Source organism: Shewanella sp. YLB-07 (assembly GCF_009377275.1).
In genome coordinates this window covers 260,884-284,680 of the sequence record NZ_VOQB01000009.1, presented here as the reverse complement: position 1 = coordinate 284,680, position 23,797 = coordinate 260,884, and the positions used below count along the sequence as shown (strand labels likewise).

Below are 23,797 nucleotides of genomic sequence, written 5' to 3'. Positions count from 1 at the left end.
TTGCTTCAAGGCAAATGAATTCAGAAAAGCAATACCAGAAAGGGCCGTTAGCTCAGTTGGTAGAGCAGTTGGCTTTTAACCAATTGGTCGAAGGTTCGAATCCTTCACGGCCCACCACTTCTGAGGTGGATTTGCTTCAAGGCAAATGAATTCAGAAAAGCAATACCAGAAAGGGCCGTTAGCTCAGTTGGTAGAGCAGTTGGCTTTTAACCAATTGGTCGAAGGTTCGAATCCTTCACGGCCCACCACTTCTGAGGTGGATTTGCTTCAAGGCAAATGAATTCAGGAAAGCAATACCAGATAAGGGCCGTTAGCTCAGTTGGTAGAGCAGTTGGCTTTTAACCAATTGGTCGAAGGTTCGAATCCTTCACGGCCCACCACTCCTTGGTGGTCACCTTAACTCTGGTTCAAATCGATTTTCCTTTCTAAAATTTAGTTCTTATATAATCTACCCAATTAGTGATTCAGAAAAGCAATGCCAAAAAGGGCCGTTAGCTCTGTTGGCTTCTTATAAGTGCTTGGTTGTATATGAAAAGGCAGTTGGCTTTACTCATTAGGCCAATTGGTCGAATTCTTCATTTTAGGCAGCAAGAAGCCACCACTTTTTTAGTGATCCCCCTAATTCTGGTTTAAATCGATTTTCCTTTCTAAAATGTTAGCCCTTACATAATCCACCCAATTAGTGATTCAGAAAATTAAGCAATGCCAGAAAGAGCCGTTAGCTCAGTTAATGGTTTTTTATAGGAGCGCAGCAGTCTTGGTATTAACTCTTATTACATACAAGGGGGCGAATCCTTCACGTTCGAATAGTTCAAAGCCTTGTACTTAACGCTACAGCATTTCAGAGATAGCATCTCAAAGAGAGTGCCCGATAAAAGCGGTAGCTTATTACTTCAGATCTCGCTGTTATACTTTTGTCTTATAGACGTATTGCCAATGTTGTTCGATTGTTATCTAGTTCATATTATTGTAAATAATATAATAATGTTACGGGAGAGAGATAATGAGACAAGCAAAGATGAGCCTTGTGGCCATGGCGACTATGCTAGCAGTCAGCTCAGGGGCACAAGCAGGTGATACAGAGTTTAAATTTGGAGGTTATGTCAAAGCTGATGTGATGTTCAGTGATTACAGTAATGGCGCTCCTGATTCCGGTAACCTGTCCAGACAGTTCTATGTTCCTGGTACCATATATGGTGATGCTAGTAACGGCAATGAAGTTGTAGACTTTCAGGTTCGTGAGACCCGTTTCAATTTTAAGACCAGCACAGATCTCGACGGCCATAAACTCACGGGTTTTATCGAACTCGATTTTATGACCCATACCGATGGTAATGAGCGAGTATCTAACAGTTATTCTCCTCGTATCAGACAGGCTTTCGTCAGTTTTGACAACTGGACAGTGGGTCAAACCTGGACAACTTTCCAGAATCCCGGAGCACTTCCTGAGAACCTGGACTTTGTCGGTGCAGCAGAAGGTACACCTTTTGTTCGTCAGACTATGGTGCGTTATACCAATGGCGGCTTCCAGTTCGCGATAGAGAACCCAGAAACCACAGTGAACAGTTATGCTGGCAGCAGCGGATCAAGTTCCCGTATTACCAGCGGCAGTGGCATGGTACCAGATTTTGTGGCTCGATATAATTTCAAGACTGAAGGCGGCGCGAAATTCACCGTTGCGGGCTTGGCGAGACAGCTAAACGTTGAGATAGATAATCTCGATACCCAAGAGATGGGTTATGGTGTGAGCTTCACAGGGGTCATTCCTGTTGGTGACGATGACATTAAGCTCTCTGCTACCGCTGGCGATGGTTTAGGCCGTTACATGGCGCTGAACTATGCTAACGCCGGTGTATTAGATGCCAACGGTGAAATTGAAACCATCAGCTCTTATGGTGGCTTTGCTTCATATCGTCATTGGTGGACTGATCAGTGGCGCTCAAGCTTCACGCTTTCGGGCTTTAAGGCTGACAATAATGAAGCACTAACGGGGGGAGGGGTAAACAAAGAATCTTATTCTGCTTATGTAAACTTACTCTATTCACCGGTTAAGCCTATGACAGTGGGTGTCGAGTATATGTATGCAGAGAACACCAAACAAAATGGGGATAATGGCGAGTTAAATCGTGTCATATTCTCTGTGAAATACGTGCTCTAATATCAATCGATACATCCGTTTATAAAACAGTAAGATCAAAAAAGGAGGCTTAGGCCTCCTTTTTTAGTTGAGAATTGAGAATGCAATCTTATACGTTAAGCCGGAGCTGAAAGTAATTGATTGTCTCTGACATACTGTTCAAACTCAGTGCAACCACCGACATGTTCTTTGTCGATGAAGATCTGTGGGACAGTTTCAACAGGCTTACCGACTGTTTTTTCAAGATCCGCTTTGCTAATCCCTTCTGCATGGATATCGATATACTTAAACTTAAAGTCATCGCGAGCTTCAACGAGTTGCTCAGAAAGTTGTACCGCTCTAACACAGTAAGGACAGCCTGGACGGCCAAAGATTACGACAAACATATTAACTCCTGAAAATTTAGTCGCTACTTTTATACCATAATCGTGCTTAAATTGCATATTCTCTATTGAAGAAACTTATTCTCAGTTTGGTAGCGGCCTTGATAATCGAAGAAGGTTTCCTGCAGATCCCAACCCTTTTTATGCTTTTTGAGTAGCAACATATCTGGTTTACGAAACAGGTCTCGGGTTGCAATAACTTCTTGTACCTTGCTGTATCTTGGATGCTTTAGCCCAGGTGTTCTGGTGTGCGACAATACGAATATGGCATAGAAAGCGCGGATCTGCGCTTTGGTTTGAAAATTGAAGTACTGACAAAAATCGTTACCGTCGGTGTCTATGTATCTGATTTTTAGTCTGTCCTTATCCTCTTCGAATAACATGGCGTCACATTTAAACAGATGATGATGTTTCTGCTGCAGTACCTCTTTGAGGCGTTTATCGGGATCGATCAGCACGGCATCGCAGCTATGACAGATCTTAGCGGCAATATCATTTTCTTCACCGCAGTTTGGGCAGACTTTAGATCTAAACCTGAAATCACATTGCTTCTTCTGGCCACCTTGTTCGATTAACGCCTGACAGCGTCTACCGAAGTGCTCGATGATGTCGCCATCGTCATCGACCAGGCCCCAGAAGATATTAGCGAAATCGCACACTGGGCAATGTACCTGTACAGGAACAGATTTACTGTTCGGTTTATTTTGACCCACTTCAGGAAAGTAGAGATCGTAGCCGTTAGCGGCATAGTCAATGATGAGGCACTCAGATTTTCCCTCGCATATTCTCAAGCCCCGACCGACCATCTGCTGGAACAGGCTCACCGAAGCTGTCGGACGTAGAATGGCGATAAGATCCACATGAGGCGCATCGAAGCCTGTGGTTAATACCGCGACGTTTATCAGGTACTTAATCTTCCTGGCCTTAAATTGCTCAATCAGGCTATCGCGCTGCTCGGTACAGGTCTTGCCTGTGATCAGCGCGGCTGACTCTGCAGATAAGAGTTTGAGTATCTCTTCGGCGTGGCGTACTGTGGCGGCAAAGATGATCACGCCTTGTCTGCTAGCGCCTATCTGCACCAGTTGTTTAACGATGGCCGTGGTTGCTCGGCCGCAATGGCTGAGTAGGTCATTGACTTCGGCTTCCTGATATTGGCCGCTAGTTGAGGCTTTAAGGGAACTGAAATCATATTGGGCACTGAGACCATCGAATATTTTAGGTGTGCTCAGGTAGCCGCGTTTTATCAAGGGGCGCATGGGGAGCTCGAAGATGCATTGCTCAAACACCGCCTTGTCCAGATTGCCAACCTTGCCATGATAGTGGTGACGATAGATCCAACCGAGATCGAGTCGGTAGGGGGTTGCTGTGAGTCCCAGCAGCCTGATTTTGGGATTGATGCTCTTGAGGTGTGTTAGCAGCTGTTGATATTGGCTGTCTTTATCCTGACTTATCCTGTGACACTCATCTATGATCATCAGGGAAAATGGGCTGCTAAACTTCTCCGGCGCTCTTACCGCAGATTGAATGCTGGCGACTATGGTTTTGTCTTCGGTGGATTTTTGCTTCAAGCCGGCAGAGTAGATCCCGGCGGCCGTGGTTAATATGCCGACTTTCTCGGCATTTTGTGCAACCAGTTCTTTGACATGGGTCAAGACCAAGACTCTGCCATTGGCGATTCGGGCCAGCTCGGCAATCACTATGCTTTTACCCGCTCCCGTAGGTAGCACCAGTACTGCTGAGTCCGGGCTTGCCTTGAAGTGTTTTACCGCCGAGTCGACCGCTTGTTGTTGATAGTCTCTTAATTGCACAAAAATCTGCTGTTCAAAATACCGATGGCAAAGCATATCAGTGGGATGATTGAGTCGCTATGTTTCCCGTTAATTAATTTGCCACTCATTAATTTTATTGGGACAATAAAAAGCCCCTCATGTGAGGGGCTAGCAAGATTACTGTCTATCTTCGAATCATGACTCGCTGTAAATCAGTTATTCGCTGCGGTTCAGACGAGACTCAATCAAGACATCGATCACAGCCGGATCGGCTAGTGTCGATGAGTCACCTAAGTTGGTCACTTCATTGGCTGCAATCTTTCTCAGGAAACGGCGCATGATCTTACCCGAACGAGTCTTAGGCAGGCCGCCAGCCCATTGAATGAGATCCGGTGTCGCCAGGGCGCCAATCTCTTTTCTCACCCATTTTCTCAAGTCTTGGCGAAGCTCTTCAGATTCTACCGTGCCTCTGGTTAGCGTGACATAAGCGTAGATACCTTGACCCTTGATGTCATGGGGGTAACCCACAACAGCGGCTTCTGCCACACTTTCATGTGAAACTAAAGCGCTCTCTACCTCGGCGGTGCCGAGTCTGTGGCCAGATACGTTGATCACATCATCGACACGTCCCGTTATCCAGTAATAACCGTCTTCATCACGTTTAGCGCCGTCACCGGTGAAATACATGCCGCGGAAGGTCTTGAAGTAAGTCAGTGCAAATCTGTCATGATCACCAAAGACGGTACGCATCTGTCCGGGCCAAGAATCGAGTATAACCAGGTTGCCTTCGGCTGCACCTTCTATGATGTTACCCATGTTATCGACAAGGGCTGGTTGTACGCCGAAGAAGGGGCGGGTAGCCGAGCCAGGCTTGGTATCGATGGCGCCAGGAAGCGGGCTGATCAGAATACCGCCGGTTTCGGTCTGCCACCAGGTATCGACGATTGGACACTGCTCGTGACCTATGACTTCGTTATACCAGCGCCAAGCTTCTGGATTAATGGGTTCACCCACGGATCCCATGATGCGCAGTGAGCTGCCATCGAATTTATCAAATTGTTCCTTGCCTTCTGCCATCAGAGCGCGAATAAGAGTCGGTGCGGTATAGAGTATGTTGACTTTATGGCGATCGACAATTTCACCCAAACGAGAAGGTGTTGGGTAGTTAGGTACCCCTTCGTGGATCAGTACGGTTGCGGCATTGGCAAGCGGGCCATAGACCATATAGGAGTGACCGGTGATCCAACCCACATCTGCGGTACACCAGTAGACTTCACCGTCTTTGTAATCGAACACATATTCATGGGTCATGGACGCGTAGACCATGTAACCACCTGTAGTATGTAACACACCTTTAGGATTACCGGTTGATCCCGAAGTATAAAGCAGGAATAGAGGATCTTCGGCGCCCATCTCTTCGGGTACGCAATGCTCAGAAGCTGTTTCCATGACAGTATCCCACTTGATGTCACGGCCTTCTTCCCAGTTGATATCACCACCGGTACGCTCGAGAACGATGACACGCTCTACACAAGTCACATCAGGGTGTGACAGTGCCTGATCTATATTGGCCTTGAGCGGAATAATGCGACCTGCACGCACGCCTTCATCGGCGGTGACGATAACCTTAGAGTTACCATCTATGACGCGTGTGGCAATGGAGTCCGGTGAGAAACCACCAAATATCACTGAGTGAACCGCACCAATGCGAGCACAGGCCAACATGGCAACGGCAGCTTCCGGGACCATAGGCATGTAAATGGTGACCACATCGCCACGTCTCACACCTTGGCTTTTTAATGCATTGGCAAACTTACACACATCTTTGTGTAATTCACCGTAAGTAATGATGCGTTGATCTTTAGCATCATCGCCTTCCCAGATAATGGCGACCTTGTCGGCATTTTTTTCAAGGTGACGGTCTAAGCAGTTGGCTGAGGCGTTGAGTGTGCCGTCATAGAACCAATTGATTGACAGGTTATGATCGTCGAATGAGGTTTTCTTTACCTTAGTGAAGGGCTTAATCCAATCGATGCGTTGGCCGTGTTCTCTCCAGAAACCTTCAGGATTCACAATCGACTCTTGGTACATCTTTTTGTATTTTTCTTCGTTTATATGTGCGTTTGCAGCGATTTCGCTGGGAACTTTATAGAGAGACTGCGTGCTCATGGGGCTTCCCTTATATCTAATGAGATTGGGTTCAGTATGTAGGTTTCGGGGCTATTTGCTCTATTAGACCTTGGTCTAGTACAAAAATATCCTTTGTTTTTAGTCTGTTGTCAATAAACTCATGTCTGGATTTAATCTTCTATTTAACGCACAATGAGCATAAAAAATGAGAGTCATATGAATCTGACCATAGTGGTTGGCGTTATTGCCGTTTTTTATGTTTGTCTGCTCTTCCTGCTCGCGTGGGGGGCGGAGCGTTGGTTCAGTAAAATAACCAAGAAGATCCAGGTGTGGATCTATGGCTTGAGTCTGGCTGTTTACTGCTCATCCTGGAGTTTTCTCGGCACTGTTGGCCAGTCGGCCCAAGACCTCTGGTCTTTCTTGCCTATATTTATCGGCCCCATCCTCATCTTTACCTTAGGCTTTGGCCTGCTGCGAAAGATGGTGATTGTCTCTAAAACCCATAACATCACTTCGGTGGCGGATTTTATTGCCGCCCGATATGGCAAATCTCAACTACTCGCGGTAATCGTCACCTTAATTGCGCTATTTGGCATCATGCCCTACATCGCCTTGCAGCTTAAGGCCATGGTATTTAGCCTTAATCTGTTTCAGCCCGATGACTCTCCCTTCGATGGTGCCCAGATATCCTTGATTATCACAGCTGTACTGGCCGTGTTTGCCATCTTATTTGGTACCAGAAAACTCGATGCTACCGAGCATAATCCCGGCATGATGTTGGCCATAGCCTTCGAGTCTTTGGTCAAGTTAGCGGCATTTTTACTCGTCGGTGCGGTGATAAGTTTTGGTTATTTCGATGGTTTCGGTGATATCTGGCGCCAGGCGGCGGAGCGAAACTTGATCAGCGAGCCCAGCCTCAGAGTGGAGTCCCTGATGCCTCAGCTCTTGGTGGGAATGGCGGCTTTCCTGTGCATGCCCAGACAGTTCCATGTGATGATGGTGGAGTGTATGGATGAGAAAAGTCTATTAAAGGCCCGCTGGATATTTCCCATCTATCTATTGCTGTTTGGCTTGTTTGTCGCGCCATTAGCCTTAGCTGGAAAGCTGATTTTAGGGGATTCGGTAGCCGCCGATACTTATGTGATTAATTTGCCTTTAGCCTTAGATCAACCCATGTTGGCCGTTGTGGCCCTGCTCGGTACACTTTCGGCTGCGACCGGCATGGTGGTGGTGGCAGTGGTGACCATCAGCGTGATGGTGAGTAACGAATGGTTGGTGCCTATCATGTTACGCACCGGGAAAATTAAGCAGAAAAATTTCAGTCAATTTTCTCAGTTTTTACTCAATGCCCGCCGCTTGTCGATCATTGTCATCTTAGGCTTAGGTTATTTCAGCTATCTCACCTTTATGGACAGCGACTCCCTCTCGGCGCTGGGGATGTTATCCTTCGGCGCTTTCGCTCAACTGGGGCCTGCGCTCATAGGTGGTATGTATTGGAAGCATGGCAATCGCTCTGGGGTGTTACTTGGTTTGCTTGTTGGCTTCGGTCTCTGGTGTTACATCTTAATCAAGGGAGCGTATGATGCCAGCGGTGTGTTTGGTAGTGACTTTGGTCTGCTGGAGACGATTAATCCCAATGTAAGAGATATTTTAACCGCCTTACTCGCCAACTTAGCTTGCTATATCTTAGGCTCTATCTGGTTTAGGGCTGGGGTATCGGAGCGTATTCAAGCCAGTGAATTTGTTACTCCCGGGGAGTTGAAGAATAGCAGCAGCCGCAAGGGAGCACCCATCTCTCAGCAAGATCTTTTGATCCTGGCGAGCCGCTTCGTTAGCCCGACTCGCGCCTATGAGAGTTTTTCTCGATTTTCCGAAGAAGCAGTGAAGAGTGACAGTTGGCATAAGGCGGCTCCTGCCGAGCTTATCGCCCACACTGAGCATATTCTGGCAGGGGTATTAGGCGGCTCGAGTGCAGCCTTGGTGATGGATTCTGTGTTGCAGGGCAGGGATCTGGCACTCGATGAAGTGTTTAATCTGGTCGATGAAGCCTCTTCCAAGATAATTCTCAGCCAAGACATGTTGCGCGGCGCCATAGAACACGCCTATGAAGGCATGAGTGTGGTGGATAAAGACTTAAATCTGGTCGCCTGGAATCATAAATACTCTGAGCTATATCAATACCCGCCAGGTTTCCTCAAAGAGGGAATGCCCATCAGTGAGGTGGTGCGTTTTAACGCCGAACGTGGTTTTTGTGGTGTGGGTGAAATAGAGGATCAGGTTAATAAGCGGGTGCAGCACATGATAAACGGCACCGCCCATGTGTCGGAGCGAGAGAGGCAAGACGGCAAGGTGATCAAAATACAGGGCAATCCTATGCCGGGTGGTGGTTTCGTGATGACCTTCACCGATATTACTCAGTATCGTGAGCACGCTAAGGCCCTGCAGGAGGTGAACGATTCTCTGGAGGCGAGGGTGAAGGAGAGGACCTATGAGCTGGCGATGTTAAACAGTCAGTTATTGGAGTCTAAAGCTCAGGAAGAGATGGCTAATGCCTCTAAGAGTAAATTTTTGGCAGCAGTGGGCCATGACTTGATGCAGCCCTTGAATGCGGCGAGATTATTTACCGCCTCCTTGTCTCAATATCCAAACTTAGATCAGGAGAGCAAGACGACACTCTCCCATGTAAACAGCTCGCTCAAGATTGCCGGTGAGCTGCTCACGGATTTGCTGGATATCTCTAAGTTGGATTCGGGTGTGGTGGATGTCAATCGTCGTGACTTTGCTATCTCAGAACTGCTCGATGGCTTGGCGGTAGAATTTGCTGCCATGGCCCAAGATTATCAGATCAAGTTCAGTATGGTGCCAAGTATAGCCTCCGTTAACTCAGATCTGAGTCTGCTCAGGCGGGTATTGCAAAACTTTTTGACCAATGCCTATCGCTATGCCAAGGGTAATCGCGTCTTGCTAGGCTGCCGTCATCGGGGAGATTATCTTGAAATCCAGGTACTGGATACGGGGTGTGGTATCGATGAGAGTGAAATTTCGGAGATTTTCAAAGAGTTTAAGCGTTTGGATAACCCCACCAGTAAGAGCGTCAGCGGCCTGGGTCTTGGTTTAGCGATTGCCGATCGGATCAGCAGAGTATTGGAGCATGAGATCAAGGTGGATTCAATTCTTGGTCAAGGTTCAGTTTTCTCAATCAGAGTCCCTATGGGCAAAACAATTACTGAGACGCAGGTGAAAAAAACGGCGGCCATGATCCAGCCTTTAGCCGGTGTTAAGGTATTGTGTATCGATAATGAAGAAACAATTTTAGCGGGGCTGGAGAGTTTACTCAGCCGTTGGCAGTGTGAAGTGATCTGTGCCACCGATCTTGCCGATGCCAGGATTAAACTGGGTCTCAAGGGGGTCGCACCAGACATCGTATTAGCCGATTATCATCTGGATAATGATGAAAATGGTGTCGATGCTATGGATGGCATACGTGCCCTATATGGTAGCCATCTTCCCGGCGTACTTATTACTGCCAATACCAATAAAGAGCTGGTGGATGAAGTTGAGCGTAAAGGGTATCGCTATATGGCGAAGATGGTGAAGCCCGCCGCGTTGAGAGCCTTAATTTCGAGTCTGGTTAAATAATACCAAGATTGAGGGCTGAATATGCCAGCTTGCAATGTGATCGTCAGCTCTTATCGAGTCGTCCTTTTATGAAGGTGTTTTGATAGAATAATGTGGGCCTATTTTTTGGAGTGGAGCTAGATGAATACAGTAGTCGTCAATAATAGAGTTACAGTCGATAAAAGAGTGGTAAGGCCTTCGAAAGTCGTGTGTGTGGGACGCAATTATGTCGAGCACATTAAGGAACTCAATAATGAGGTACCCGATGAGATGGTGCTATTTGTTAAGCCAAATTCGGCGATCTCAACTGAGTTGGTGAGTTTTCATCAAGAGGCGATACATTATGAGGCCGAGTTATGTTTTGTGGTTGAAAATGGACAATTTAGTGCCGTAGGTCTTGGGCTAGACCTCACCAAACGTGGTTTGCAGAGTCGGCTCAAAGCCAAAGGGCTTCCCTGGGAGAGAGCCAAGGCATTTGATGGCTCTGTGGTATTTTCTGAATTTGTTGCCATTGAGAGTGTAAGTGAGAGCCTGACATTCGAGCTGATGATCAATGATGTAAGAATACAAGTTGGCACTATCGCGTTAATGCTGAATAAACCCGAGCAAATCTTGGCCGAGATACAGAGTTTTATGAGTTTAATCGACGGCGATATCGTGATGACTGGCACGCCGAAGGGGGTTGGAGTCGTTAACAGAGACGATAAGTTCAACGCTAAGCTTTACGATAAAGAGCTGTTACTGACACAAGCTTGTTGGACGGCTCAATAAGTCCCGTATTCTACCTTCTTTAAAATTGTTTAAGCCTGTTTAAGGCAAGACGCTCAGTCTCGCCTTTCTGTCGACTGCTTTCTGTTGCTACTTTCTGTTATTAAGAAGTGCCCACTTACGTAAAAAATAAATGACTCTAACTAGGGCCTTTATGTTTGAACTGCCTTCACATGGCCTTGAAGAGGTCATGTCTCTCGCTATTTGTAAAATATTTCAATCAGTGTGTTGACGAAAAAATAGCCTGGTATATACTTAAATTTTTTACGCGTGTAAAAAATGTAAAACAACCGAAACAGAAAGATTTGCCTTAGCAAACAGACGGAGAGCCTATGCCAGAACAACGCTGTGATTCTTACTACAACGCCACCATCAATGATGAAACACATTATCCTCGGCTGGAGGAAGACATTCGGGTCGATGTGGTCATCATAGGCGGCGGGTTTACCGGCGTTGCGACTGCGGTGGAGCTAGCGGAAAAAGGAATAAAAGTTGCCATCCTAGAAGCGAACAAGATAGCTTGGGGCGCTACCGGGCGTAATGGCGGCCAGGTGACCGGCAGTTTGTCCGGTGATGCCGCCATGACGAAACAGCTGCGAAATAGCATAGGCACCGAAGCGGAAGATTATGTCTGGGATCTCAGGTGGCGCGGGCATGAGATCATCAAGAGCCGGGTAGCCAAATATAATATCGACTGCGATCTCAAGTTTGGTCATCTGCATACCGCTTACAAACCTGCTCACATGGCAGAGATGGAAAAGACTTATGAAGAAGCGCTCTTAAGAGGCATGGGTGATGAGGTGCATCTGTTGTCGAAGCAGGAGATCCCTGACTATCTGGAGACGCCCCTGTACCATGGCGGACTACTCAATAAACGCAATATGCACTTACATTCGGTAAACCTGTGTATCGGTGAGGCGCGGGCGGCAGAGATGCAAGGTGCATTGATCTTCGAGCACTCGGCTGTCATTGATATCTGTGATGGTGACTTAGCAGTAGTCAAAACTGAGCATGGCTCCATCACCGCCAACAGCGTACTATTAGCGGGAAATGCCTACCATAAACTGGCACGCAATAAACTCAGTGGCCTCTTGTTTCCCGCATCTTTGGGCAATTGCGCCACGGTAAAGCTCTCTGCCGATGTCGCTAAGGCGATAAATCCTCATGATGTTGCTGTGTACGACAGTCGGTTTGTGCTCGATTATTATCGAATGACGGCGGATAACCGGCTTATGTTCGGTGGTGGTACAAATTACTCGGGACGGGACTCTAAAGATCTGGCAGCTGAATTACGCCCGGCAATTGAGCGGACATTTCCTCGTCTGAAGGGAGTCGATATCGAGTTCGAATGGACAGGTATGGCCGGTATCGTGGTTAATCGTATTCCACAGCTGGGTAAAGTATCGGCTAATGTTTTTTACTGCCAAGGATACTCGGGTCATGGGGTGGCCACGTCCCATATCATGGGGGAGATCATGTCCAAGGCAATCATAGGTCAGCTAACTGAATTTGACTTGTTTGCCGGGATGAAACATATCCGCATTCCCATGAATGAATGGCTGGGCAATCAGGCTATGGCACTGGGGATGACTTACTACCGGATGATGGAACATTTTCGTTAATGTCCCCACATTGAGTTTCTATGCTAATCCATAAACTAAAAAGCCAATCTAAATAGATTGGCTTTTGCTTCAATTACGTCTGAGTTTGACTAGAGCTCTACTTTTTCCATCTCTAACTGCTGCAACGAGATAACGGCTTGGGTGCGATTTCTCACGCCTAACTTACGAAATATCGCTGTGGCATGAGCCTTGATTGTGGCTTCCGATACACTTAAGTCATAGGCAATTTGCTTATTGAGTAAGCCTTCGGCAAACATCTGCAGCACCTTGTATTGTTGTGGAGTGAGATCGGCAAGCTTACTGGCCACAAGAGCGGTAGCATCTTCCTTTATCTCCTGTATCTCGGCATGATCCGGTAACCAAATATCCCCATAGAGTACCGAGGCCAAGGCGGCAGCCAGTGTTTCCATCGAAGATGACTTAGGAATAAATCCTGAGCTACCATAATGGACGGCACGGCTGATGGTCATATTATCTTCATGGGCGGAGATAACGATGACTGGAAGATCGGGAAAGTGGGTTCGCAGATGAATAAGGGTCGAATACCCGTGGGAGCCAGGCATCTGAAGATCTAACATGACTAAATCATAGGCCTGCTGTTTATTTTCAAGCAGGCTCTGAAGTGCATCGGCACTGTCTGCTTCGAACCAGTTGGTGTTTGAGAAGGGACCACTCAAGGCTTGTCGTAAGGCGTTACGAAACAGCGGGTGGTCATCGGCAATAATAATGTTTAAATTTTCTAGCTTCATGGCTTTATATTTTATTTCGTTGCGCGTGAAGATTACATCAATGTAACAGAAAAAGTATGGGGGGGACTATTGGTTTATGGGTATTTGGCGGTGATTTAGCCTTAAAGCCCGATTTTATTCGACTTCGGTCTAACTAGAGGCATACGGAGTTTCAGGGGATGAAAACTATCGGGACAATAATCTGGTCATCAAGGCAGTGATTATTGTCACCGCCTTTTATGATTTATGACCCTTGCGTCCAGACTTGGGTGGGTTGTCTGTCATCATCTATGGCAACGAAGGTGAAGACGCCTCGAATAGCATGCTCTCTGTGGTCTCTATACATGTCTTCGACAAAGATATTCACTTCGACTTTTAAAGAGGTATTACCCACATGGATAACCCTGGCGATGATTTCGGCCAGGCTGCCAGCAGGAATAGCCTTTTTAAAGTCAATCCTGTCCGAGCTCACTGTAACCAGAGGCTTACGGCAGAAGCGAGTGGCGGCGATAAAGGCGGTTTCGTCCATCCAGGCCAAGGCTTCGCCACCAAAGAGGGTGTTGTGGTGGTTGGTGATGGACGGAAATATGGCCTTGATGACACGGGCTTCGGATTGTTCTATACGGGCATTCATCATTGGTGAGCGAGATTCGGGCGTTTGGGATAATGGCATACGGCAACCTAAGGTTATGCTAGTTCAATATTGGCGGAATATAGGCGGAGAATTATAGTGAAACTTCCTGTCTAAAGGAATCATTATTAAACGAGTGTTTTATTGCCGTTTTTAAAACCGATTATCTATGATTTAGCGGTGTCATTTGTTAAAAAATAAGCTGATATTGAGCTTATTTAACCTGAGTTGATTGTATTTAAAATAATAAATACGCATCTATTTCGCATAGTTCATCGCTTGTGGCGTATTTGTTAGTCTTTGAAAAATAAATGAAAAGTTAGCTAAGTTATAAGAGGTGATTTTATTATTATATTAAACTAATAAACAAATTCAGAATATGAGTGTAGTTTAAATAGTATCCAAACCACTTCATAACCAATGGCTTGAAGTGAGCGGGTGTAAATACCGATGAAGTTATCTTGCCGTTATGGTTGTTGAGTTTTGTTGTCTCTGTATTTAGGTATTTCGGTACAACTAAATAATAATAGGAATAATCAAATGAGTAACAAAACTGCATATTTGGGCAGGCGGCACCGCCTCGCTTTATTAATAAGCACATCGCTTTTGAGTCAAGCCGTGGTCAGCCAAGCTTACGCTGTCGATTGCCAAGGGGTCGCACCTTGGCTAGCCGATACCGTGTATGCCAGTACCACACAGGTCACAGAGAAAAATACCCTCTTTCAAAATAAATGGTGGACCACCAACGAGTCACCAGCGGATGCCGGTGAGTGGGGGGTGTGGGGGGTGTGGGAAACCTTAGGTCAATGCGATGGAGCCTCAAATCAAGCGCCTGTGGTGAACATACTCGCGCCTCAAGCAGGTAGTACAGTCAACCTAAATGATTCGATGGTGCTTAACGCCGAAGCGACCGACAGTGATGGCACGGTAGACAGCTTGATGTGGACGGCGAACAATATTCCGGTGACCAGCCCTTGGTTAGCACACCTTCAAGGCGCCGTGGTATTGAAGGTCACCGCTACCGATAATGATGGTGCATCGACTGAGCAGCTGGTTAATATTACTGTGGTGAATAACCAGAATTTATCGCCTGAGACAGCTATTATTTCGCCAATTAATGACAGCGCTGTCACATCCGGAGACTCGATTCTTATTACTGCAAATGCATCGGATCCCGATGTTGGCGACAGCATAGCTAAGGTTGAGCTGCTTGTTGACGGCGTGGTTGTGAGCACAGATACTAGCGATCCCTATGAGTTTAGCTGGATTGCTAGCTATGCGGGAGATCATAGTCTGCAATCGCGTGCATTTGACTCTCAAAATGACAGCGCTGTCTCTGCGTCAGTCAATATAAACGTTACAGCGGCCAATCAGCTGCCGAGTGTTGAATTAACCTCTCCGAGTGCCAATTTCAATTTGGTTGTCAATGGTGAACTGTCTATCGGTGCCAATGCCTTGGACAGTGATGGTGATATCGTCTCGGTGAGCTTCTTCGCCAATGGTGTCTTGATAGAAACAGACACCCTAGCGCCGTATTCGACTCTGTATAGCACAGCGCAAGTGGGCGATCTGTCTATTACGGCCGAAGTGACCGATAACCTGGGGGCGAGTGCGCTTTCGAGTGCCATTCTTGGTTATGTGGGTGATAGACCGACAAGCCATGAAGCCTGTCGTCCCGATGGTTTAGAAGGGGATTCAGTTTATTGTGATATTTATGATGAAAATGGTCGTGAGAAGATGGGCGCCGATCATGCGCGCCGCGTAATTGGTTACTTTACCTCCTGGAGAAATGGTACCAACGGCCAGCCAAGTTATCTGGTGAACGATATTCCATGGGATAAGATCACCCATATTAACTATGCATTTGCCCATATCGATGGCAATAACAAGGTATCGGTTGGTGATCCAAACAGTTTGGAAAACCCCGCAACCAGCATGACTTGGGCGGGAGTGGTCGGCGCCGAGATGGATCCTGAGTACAGCTATAAGGGACATTTCAACCTGCTTAATAAGTATAAGAAGTTGCATCCTCAGGTGAAGACCTTGATCTCAATCGGTGGTTGGGCCGAGACCGGTGGCTATTTCGATGATACTGGTAACCGTATTGCCAGTGGTGGTTTCTATGAGATGACCAAGACACAAGCTGGGATCAATACCTTTGCCGATTCTGTGGTGGAGTTCTTGCAAACCTATGGTTTCGATGGCGCAGATATTGATTATGAGTATGCCACCTCGATGGCTAAATCCGGTAATCCCGATGACTTTGCCGTCGCCGATCCGCTCAGAGCGACCCTATTTGCTCAGTACGACACCTTGATGAAAACCCTGCGTGAGAAGCTTGATACTGCCGGTAAGCAAGACAATAAGCACTACATGCTTACTGTTGCCGCCCCTGCATCTGGCTATTTGCTGCGCGGCATGGAAGCGTATCAGATGACGCGATTCCTCGATTACGTCAACATTATGAGTTATGACCTACACGGTGCCTGGAACGATTTTGTCGGCCATAACGCCGCGCTTTATGATACCGGCGAAGATGCCGAGCTGGCATTTTGGGATGTGTATTCGACTGCGCAATATGGTGGCATTGGCTACCTCAACACCGACTGGGCCTATCATTATTTCCGCGGCGCCATGCCAGCGGGCCGTATTAATATAGGCTTACCTTACTATACCCGAGGTTGGCAAGGAGTCACTGGTGGGTTAAACGGTCTGTGGGGTAAGGCGGCATTACCTGATCAAGCCTCTTGTCCATCGGGTACCGGTGAAGGCGACAATAATTGTGGTTATGGTGCTCAGGGGATAGATAACCTCTGGCACGATCTTGATAAAAACGGCAACGAGATGTTCGCCGGATCTAATCCCATGTGGCATGCCAAGAACCTGGAACAGGGCATAACCGGCAGTTACCTTGCCAGCTATGGCCTAGATCCTATCAATGATCCTGCCGATGAACTGACGGGAACTTACGAGCGTCATTACGATAATGTCGCCCAGTCTTCCTGGTTATGGAATCCATCAAAGCAAGTCTACCTGTCTACCGAAGATGAGCAGGCGATGAATACTAAGGTTCAGTATGTGGTCGACAAAGGTATCGGTGGCGTGATGTTCTGGGAGCTGGCCGGTGATTTTGACTGGTATCCAGAGCGTAACTCTGGCCAAGGCGAGTATTTCATCGGTGAAACGATGACAACGATTGCCTACGATAAGTTTGCCAGTGCGACGCCTTACGGCAATACCGTCAGCAACTCTCCTGCGCTGGCTAACGCCTTAGCCTTGAGCGCGAACTTGTCGGGTTACAAGGTGGGTGACAGTAATTATCCCATTACGCCGACACTCACCATCAGCAACAACAGCCAGAGCACTATACCTGGCGGTGCCGTGTTTGAGTTTGATATCTCGACGTCGACGTCATCTCAAATAAGCGATCAATCGGGCATGAACTTAGCGGTTGTTACCGATGGGTCAAACGCGGCTTCGGGTAACGTCGGCGGCCTGGAAAATGATTTCCATCGGGTTCGCTTTACTTTGCCTAGCTACAAGTCTATCGCGCCTGGTGCCGATTTTGGTGGCACGATTAAGTATTACTTACCTGTGTCTATGCCTTCGAACTTCACCGTGTCATTTGATGGGGTTACCTATGACTTTGGTCAAGCAGGGAGCACAGTGCCGGGTGAATGTGAGCTGGATCCAACGGCGCCGGGTTGTGGTGATACCACACCACCAATATCTGATTCATGTCGTGATGCCAATATCGAACCGTCCGTTATCCCGGCTTATCCGAACTTCCCTCAAACAGACTGGGCGGGAAATCCCAGTCACGCCACTGGTGGAGACAGGATGAAAGATGAGACGGCCGTATTCGTTGCGCTTTGGTGGACCAATGCCAAGCCAAGTGCCTCGAGCGGCGATTGGGACTTTGTTTGTAACCTGAACTAGGTGATGAACTAAGTCATTAACTGCGTAAGTCATCAACTGAATCAGTTTTTTAATTAAATAACTGATTGGCTAAGCCAGTATTTGAGTGAACCAAACTAAAGGAACGGTTCGCTTAAATACTGACTCCAGATCGCTGCAATGGACCTAAGTCGCGACAGAGCCGCTTATTCAGGCAATCAGTATCAGGCCAAGTGGTGGCTTTTCCCTTGTATTACCCGTTTTTGATTGAGGCAGACTCAGTGGTACTGCCTAATCGATGAGTGAGAAACAATGAAAAACTCAATTCAAATTATCATCAGTCTCGGCCTGACAATGGCCTTGCTAAGCAGTCAGCTCGTTCAGGCTCACGGTTTTATGGAAAATCCTAAGGCGCGTCAGCAGTTTTGTGTCGAAGCGGGGGGCTATTGGTGGCCCGAAGACGGCTCGGCCATCCCGAATCTGGCTTGCCGGGTGGCTTTTCTTGCCAAGGGCACTAAACCTTTCGTGCAAAATAACGAATTCTCGGTCAATGTTATCGATTACCACAATATCGAAGCGGTAAAACTGGCTATCCCGGATGGTCAGCTCTGCGCCGGTGGAGACATTGACAAGTCCGGCATGGATATCGCCTCACCATACTGGCAGCGTAGCCTGATCACCCCGGACAGCGAGGGTCATGTGACTGTGACTTTCGATGCTCATACTCCCCATAACCCCAGTTTCTGGGAGTTTTACCTGTCCGCCCCCAGTTTCGATGCTGACACGGAAACTCTGAGTTGGCAAAAACTCGCGCTTATTGCCGAGGTGAGCGATGTTGCTGTCACCAGTCTCGATGGCCGTAATGTGTATCAGATAAGGGTTCCTTTTCCTCGAGACCGCCTTGGTGCTGCGACCTTGTATACTCGATGGCAGCGTGAAGATGCCGCTGGTGAAGGTTTTTACAATTGCAGTGATATTACCATAGTAAATGAGACTCAACCTTTGGAGTGGACCGAGTTAGACCAATATATCGTCAACGGTTTAACGGCTAATGAAGGTGATGAAGTCTGGTTCCGTCTGTTTAGCCCCCAGGGGGATGAGTTGGTGTTTGAGAAAATTACGGTAGAGCAGTCAAACCTGGCCACTGAGATATGGGCTAAACAGCTTTCACAGCAAGTGTCGGCTCAATATTTTTCAGTAATACAAGTGGGAGTTAAATCTAGTGGTGATGCAATTGTCTATTCAGAGGATCTGGCTCTTAATAAAGTGTGGGTTAACCAGTTAGGACTCACCTTCAGGCTGGATGTGAAAACGCCCACTGAGCCACCTAAAACATGCACTCAGTCTCCATGGGATGAGTCTGGTACCTATAACAGTGGCGATCTCGTGGTATATGAGTCACTCAGCTATCAAGCCAAGTGGTGGACTCAGAATGAACTTCCATCCGCGTCGGGCGTGTGGCAGTTATTGGGAGCGTGTCAATGATCTTGATGGATTTTTAGATCAAAAAAAGGCTTCTTAGCAATGCTGAGAAGCCTTTTTTACGGGATTAGCCTTTACGAGCTAAGTTTATTTATTCTGTCTCTCGACGCTTTAGCGAGAGAGCGAAGCAGTTTCTCTGAGTCTTCCCAATGCAAACAGGCATCTGTGATGCTCTTACCATAGACCAGCTCCTCACCAGGGATCACCTTCTGGTTACCCTCTTCGATGAAGCTTTCGGCCATGATACCTGCGATAGCCGTCGAGCCTTCATTCATCTGTTTGATGATGCTGTCGGCGACGATGAGTTGCTGGGCATGTTTCTTCTGGCTGTTGCCGTGGCTGAAGTCGACAACCATACGATGGGAAACACCTAAGCTTTTCAGTTGCTCTGCAGCGGCATTAACGTCTTCGGCGTGATAGTTAGGTTGCTTACCACCCCGTAGAATGATGTGGCCAAATGGGTTACCACTGGTGCGATAAACCGCCATGGCGCCATCTTTATCCGGAGAATAGAAGATGTGCGGCTCTTTCGCAGCGCGCACGGCATCGATGGCAATATTGATGTTGCCGTCGGTGCCATTTTTAAAACCAACCGGGCAAGATAGGGCCGATGCCATCTCACGGTGAATTTGACTCTCTGTGGTGCGCGCGCCGACAGCGCCCCAGGTAATGAGGTCGGCGATATACTGACCGTTCACCATATCGAGGAATTCGGTTGCGATAGGCAACTTGAGTTCGGTAATTTTTTGCAATAATTCACGGGCGAGACGAAGTCCCTTGTTGGCGTTGAAACTGCCGTCGAGATCGGGATCTGAGATGAGTCCTTTCCAGCCGACTGTGGTTCTGGGCTTCTCGAAGTAGACGCGCATCAGGATACACAGATCGTCTTTCAGCTCCATATGCAGTTTTGCCAAGCGCTCCGCATATTCTACGGCCGCCTTGGTGTCATGAATTGAGCAGGGACCTATAATAACCAGCAGTCTTGGGTCTTCACCGGTTAAGATAGCTTCGACTTCGCGTCTCTGTTGAACCAGGTAGTCGGCAGCCTCTTGGGTGAGGGGATATTCAGAAGCTAATTTAGCCGGAGAAATTGCCTTACATAATAAAGTGGTGCGTAGTTCGTCTGTTTTAATGGTCATTCATTGTACCGAGCGTTCGTAAGGGCATTTAGCCTGATTGCTTCGGATTATAACGAATAGTTTAAAGATGCACAGCGCCTTAATCACGAAAAGTGAGGTTAATTTCGGCTCTCTGTGCATATAAGTTGCCAAATAAGTGAATATTTAAGCAGTTTCAGCCCTACATCAGAACATATGACGTTTCAGTCCGGTGACATCGAGGATCTTAGTGGCTATCTCTTCGACCGAATGATTGGTGGTGTCGACGTAGGGGATACGCTCGCGTTTGTACATCATCTCTACCTCTTTAACTTCGATACGACATTGACGCAATGAGGAGTAACGGCTGTTCTCCATGCGGCTCTGGCGTATCTCATGGAGGCGTACCGGATCTATGGTTAGACCGAATAGTTTTTTCTTATTTCGTTTGAGCTCAGGGGGAAGTTTGAGGTTATCCATGTCATCTTCGACAAAAGGATAGTTGGCGGCTTTAATACCGAACTGCAGCGAAAGGTAGAGGCTGCTTGGGGTCTTACCACAACGAGACACACCTAATAGAACTAGATCGGCACTATCTATGTTCTTTAATGTCTGACCGTCATCATTATCCATGGTGTAATTGATGGCTTCTATTCTGGCCTCATAGCCTTCATTATCCTTGCCGTGAGTTCGATGAACCACGGGAGAGGCTTTCATTCCCAATTGTTTCTCCAATGGGGCCACAAAAGTGTTCAAAAAGTCATAATCTATGCCTTCACTGCTGAAGATGATGTCTCGAATCTCAGGTTTGACGATAGAATGGAAGACTAAGGGACGTTCACCTGTTGTAATAAAACAATCATCTATTTGGGCTTTAATTGCTTGAGCTTTAGCTTCTGTTTCGACGAATGGAATTGTAAGTGCATCAAATTCAACGGGAAACTGTGAGAGGACTGCATGGCCAAACACCTCTGCTGTGATGGCGGTACCGTCTGAAATATAGAAAACTTTACGTAACATTTTGACCTCTTGTAGTAATAAAATTACAAATAAAATTATAGATTTACGCTTGTTGCGATGGAGTGTAAAATGCCGCTGCCCTCCTGTGAAGGGGCCACACTGAAATAAACTTGCGGAGATAGAACTGTGCAGCAATATGTACTCTGGTATCAAGAATTAGGCATGGGTGACGTCAACAAGGTCGGCGGTAAGAACGCTTCTCTTGGAGAGATGATTAGCAACTTAGCTAATGCAGGCGTTCAAGTGCCTGGCGGTTTTGCCACCACCTCTTACGCGTTCAACGAATTCCTTGAACAAAGCGGACTGAACCAGAAGATATACGACATTCTAGATATTCTAGATGTAGATGACGTGAACGCACTCGCTACAGCCGGTGCACAGATCAGACAATGGGTGATAGATACCCCATTCCACCCCGAATTTGAGCAGGCCGTAAGAGATTCTTACGACAAGCTTTCCTCTGAAACTAAGGATGCATCTTTTGCGGTTCGCTCATCGGCGACAGCAGAAGATATGCCCGATGCTTCATTTGCCGGTCAGCAAGAAACCTTCCTTAACGTTAAAGGCTATGACGCGGTTCTGGTAGCGATGAAGCATGTATTTGCCTCCTTGTTCAACGATCGCGCTATCTCTTATCGTGTTCACCAAGGTTACGACCATAAAGGTGTCGCCCTGTCAGCCGGTGTGCAGCGCATGGTTCGCTCTGACACCGCCGCTTCTGGTGTTATGTTCACCATGGACACCGAGTCAGGCAATAATGATGTGGTATTTATTACCTCTTCATTCGGCCTGGGTGAAATGGTTGTTCAAGGTGCGGTTAACCCGGATGAGTTTTATGTCCATAAGCCCATTTTAACGGCCGGTCATCAAGCCGTTGTTCGCCGCAATATCGGTAGCAAGCTCATTCAGATGGTGTATTCCGATGATGAGGCCCATGGCAAGCAAGTCAAGATTGAAGACGTTGCCGCCGATAAGCGTCGTCAGTTCTCTATCAATGACGATGAAGTCATGGAACTGGCTAAACAGGCCATGGTCATCGAAAAGCACTACGGACGTCCAATGGACATCGAGTGGGCTAAAGATGGCAATGATGGCAAGCTTTACATCGTTCAGGCTCGCCCTGAGACTGTGCGTTCTCGTGAAGATGTGCAGTTGATTGAGCGCTATCATCTTAAGACTAAGGGTGAGGTACTCTGTGAAGGCCGCGCCATCGGTCATAAGATAGGCAGTGGTGTGGCTAAGGTTCTGTCTTCAATCGCAGACATGGATCAGATTAAAGAAGGTGATGTACTGGTTACTGATATGACGGATCCCGATTGGGAACCTATCATGAAGCGCGCCAGTGCCATTATCACTAACCGTGGTGGTCGTACGTGCCACGCGGCGATCATAGCCCGTGAATTAGGCGTGCCTGCTGTCGTAGGTTGTGGTGACGTGACTGAGCGTATTAAGACCGGTCAAAAAATCACAGTTTCTTGTTCTGAAGGAGATACTGGCTTTATCTATGAAGGTATCCAGGACTTCGAAGTCACTTCATCTCGTGTAGATTCTATGCCTGATCTTCCAATGAAGATCATGATGAACGTGGGTAACCCGGACAGAGCGTTCGACTTTGCCCGTCTTCCTAATGCCGGCGTTGGTCTTGCACGTCTTGAGTTCATCATCAACCGCATGATAGGTATTCATCCTAAGGCGCTACTCGAGTTTAACCAGCAAGATGCTGCGCTTCAGGAAGAGATCAACGAGATGATAGCGGGTTATTCATCGCCGGTTGAGTTCTATATTGCGCGTCTGGTTGAAGGCATGGCGACTATCGCATCGGCTTTCTATCCGAAGAAAGTGATTATTCGTATGTCTGACTTTAAGTCGAACGAGTACGCTAACTTGGTCGGTGGTGATAGATACGAGCCTGAAGAAGAGAACCCTATGTTAGGTTTCCGTGGCGCTAGTCGCTACATCTCTGATTCTTTCCGTGACTGTTTCGCACTCGAGTGTGAGGCTATCAAGCGTGTGCGTAATGAAATGGGTCTGACTAACGTCGAGATCATGATCCCATTCGTTCGTACTTTAGGTGAAGCGGCTCAGGTGATTGAACTGCTTAAAGAGGAAGGTCTGGAGCGCGGTAAAGATGGTCTTCGCGTCATCATGATGTGTGAACTGCCTTCTAATGCACTGCTTGCCGAGCAGTTCCTCGAGTACTTCGACGGTTTCTCTATAGGTTCTAACGATTTGACTCAGTTGACGCTAGGTCTGGATCGCGACTCAGGTATCATCAGTCATCTGTTTGATGAGCGTGACGAAGCTGTTAAAATCCTGCTGGCTATGGCCATTAAAGCCGCTAAGGCTAAGGGTGCTTATGTCGGGATTTGTGGTCAAGGACCTTCAGATCATGCCGATTTTGCTGCCTGGTTAGTGGAGCAAGGCATCGATACTGTTTCACTGAACCCCGACACTGTGATCGATACCTGGCTGTATTTGGGTAAAGCACAGAGTTAATTATTCTTTACATAGAATA

The 23,797-nt window shown here is 47.3% G+C and carries 14 protein-coding genes and 3 tRNA genes; 10 read left to right on the top strand and 7 right to left on the bottom strand.

Features of this window, described 5'->3' with window-relative positions; genetic code table 11:
• The first annotated feature begins 41 nt into the window (after positions 1–41).
• The 4 genes from FS373_RS20090 to FS373_RS20075 all read left to right on the top strand — a co-directional run bounded on the left by FS373_RS20090 (position 42) and on the right by FS373_RS20075 (position 2,158).
• Positions 42–117 (top strand) — tRNA-Lys (locus tag FS373_RS20090).
• A 55-nt stretch (positions 118–172) separates the two neighbouring features.
• Positions 173–248 (top strand) — tRNA-Lys (locus tag FS373_RS20085).
• 56 nt (positions 249–304) lie between these two features.
• Positions 305–380, top strand: a tRNA-Lys gene (locus tag FS373_RS20080).
• Positions 381–1,003: 623 nt separating this feature from the next.
• Positions 1,004–2,158, top strand: coding sequence for a DcaP family trimeric outer membrane transporter (locus FS373_RS20075; RefSeq protein WP_144046180.1), 1,155 nt, complete (start codon positions 1,004–1,006; stop codon positions 2,156–2,158).
• Between the two features lie 95 nt (positions 2,159–2,253).
• Here the strand turns inward: FS373_RS20075 and FS373_RS20070 are convergent, their stop codons facing one another.
• The 3 genes from FS373_RS20070 to acs form a co-directional block, all read right to left on the bottom strand.
• Complete coding sequence (locus tag FS373_RS20070) at positions 2,254–2,523, bottom strand: GrxA family glutaredoxin (RefSeq protein ID WP_013051073.1); 270 nt, start codon at positions 2,521–2,523, stop codon at positions 2,254–2,256.
• Between the two features lie 62 nt (positions 2,524–2,585).
• Positions 2,586–4,364: a DEAD/DEAH box helicase gene (locus tag FS373_RS20065; RefSeq protein ID WP_152830425.1), complete on the bottom strand. Its 1,779-nt coding sequence runs from the start codon at positions 4,362–4,364 to the stop codon at positions 2,586–2,588.
• 141 nt (positions 4,365–4,505) lie between these two features.
• Positions 4,506–6,458, bottom strand: a complete 1,953-nt coding sequence (acs, locus tag FS373_RS20060) for an acetate--CoA ligase (RefSeq protein ID WP_144046182.1) — start codon at positions 6,456–6,458, stop codon at positions 4,506–4,508.
• A 177-nt stretch (positions 6,459–6,635) separates the two neighbouring features.
• Here acs and FS373_RS20055 point away from each other — a divergent pair, with 177 nt between their 5' ends.
• The 3 genes from FS373_RS20055 (at position 6,636) to FS373_RS20045 (ending at position 12,427) form a co-directional block, all read left to right on the top strand.
• Positions 6,636–10,058 carry a PAS domain-containing hybrid sensor histidine kinase/response regulator gene (locus FS373_RS20055; protein ID WP_152830424.1) on the top strand — a complete coding sequence of 1,141 codons (3,423 nt, stop codon included), beginning with the start codon at positions 6,636–6,638 and terminating at the stop codon, positions 10,056–10,058.
• Positions 10,059–10,178: 120 nt separating this feature from the next.
• A complete protein-coding gene (locus tag FS373_RS20050; protein ID WP_144046183.1) occupies positions 10,179–10,808 on the top strand; it encodes a fumarylacetoacetate hydrolase family protein in 630 nt (209 codons plus the stop codon).
• Positions 10,809–11,137: 329 nt separating this feature from the next.
• Complete coding sequence (locus tag FS373_RS20045) at positions 11,138–12,427, top strand: NAD(P)/FAD-dependent oxidoreductase (RefSeq protein WP_144046184.1); 1,290 nt, start codon at positions 11,138–11,140, stop codon at positions 12,425–12,427.
• An 89-nt stretch (positions 12,428–12,516) separates the two neighbouring features.
• Here the strand turns inward: FS373_RS20045 and FS373_RS20040 are convergent, their stop codons facing one another.
• Entirely contained in the window at positions 12,517–13,176 is a 660-nt protein-coding gene (locus FS373_RS20040; RefSeq protein WP_144046185.1) for a response regulator transcription factor, read from the bottom strand.
• A 223-nt stretch (positions 13,177–13,399) separates the two neighbouring features.
• Positions 13,400–13,828: an acyl-CoA thioesterase gene (locus tag FS373_RS20035; RefSeq protein ID WP_152830423.1), complete on the bottom strand. Its 429-nt coding sequence runs from the start codon at positions 13,826–13,828 to the stop codon at positions 13,400–13,402.
• 498 nt (positions 13,829–14,326) lie between these two features.
• Between FS373_RS20035 and FS373_RS20030 the strand changes: the two genes are divergently transcribed.
• Positions 14,327–17,725, top strand: coding sequence for a glycosyl hydrolase family 18 protein (locus tag FS373_RS20030; protein ID WP_152830422.1), 3,399 nt, complete (start codon positions 14,327–14,329; stop codon positions 17,723–17,725).
• Between the two features lie 270 nt (positions 17,726–17,995).
• Complete coding sequence (locus FS373_RS20025; RefSeq protein WP_144046188.1) at positions 17,996–19,168, top strand: lytic polysaccharide monooxygenase; 1,173 nt, start codon at positions 17,996–17,998, stop codon at positions 19,166–19,168.
• A 71-nt stretch (positions 19,169–19,239) separates the two neighbouring features.
• Here the strand turns inward: FS373_RS20025 and FS373_RS20020 are convergent, their stop codons facing one another.
• Together FS373_RS20020 and FS373_RS20015 are read right to left on the bottom strand one after the other, a co-directional pair.
• Positions 19,240–20,304 (bottom strand): 3-deoxy-7-phosphoheptulonate synthase, encoded by a 1,065-nt coding sequence (locus FS373_RS20020; RefSeq protein ID WP_144046189.1) that lies wholly within the window; start codon positions 20,302–20,304, stop codon positions 19,240–19,242.
• 165 nt (positions 20,305–20,469) lie between these two features.
• On the bottom strand, positions 20,470–21,282 hold the full coding sequence (locus tag FS373_RS20015) for a pyruvate, water dikinase regulatory protein (protein ID WP_144046190.1): 813 nt from the start codon (positions 21,280–21,282) through the stop codon (positions 20,470–20,472).
• 126 nt (positions 21,283–21,408) lie between these two features.
• Here FS373_RS20015 and ppsA point away from each other — a divergent pair, with 126 nt between their 5' ends.
• On the top strand, positions 21,409–23,778 hold the full coding sequence (gene ppsA, locus FS373_RS20010) for a phosphoenolpyruvate synthase (protein WP_144046191.1): 2,370 nt from the start codon (positions 21,409–21,411) through the stop codon (positions 23,776–23,778).
• Positions 23,779–23,797: the final 19 nt, after the last annotated feature.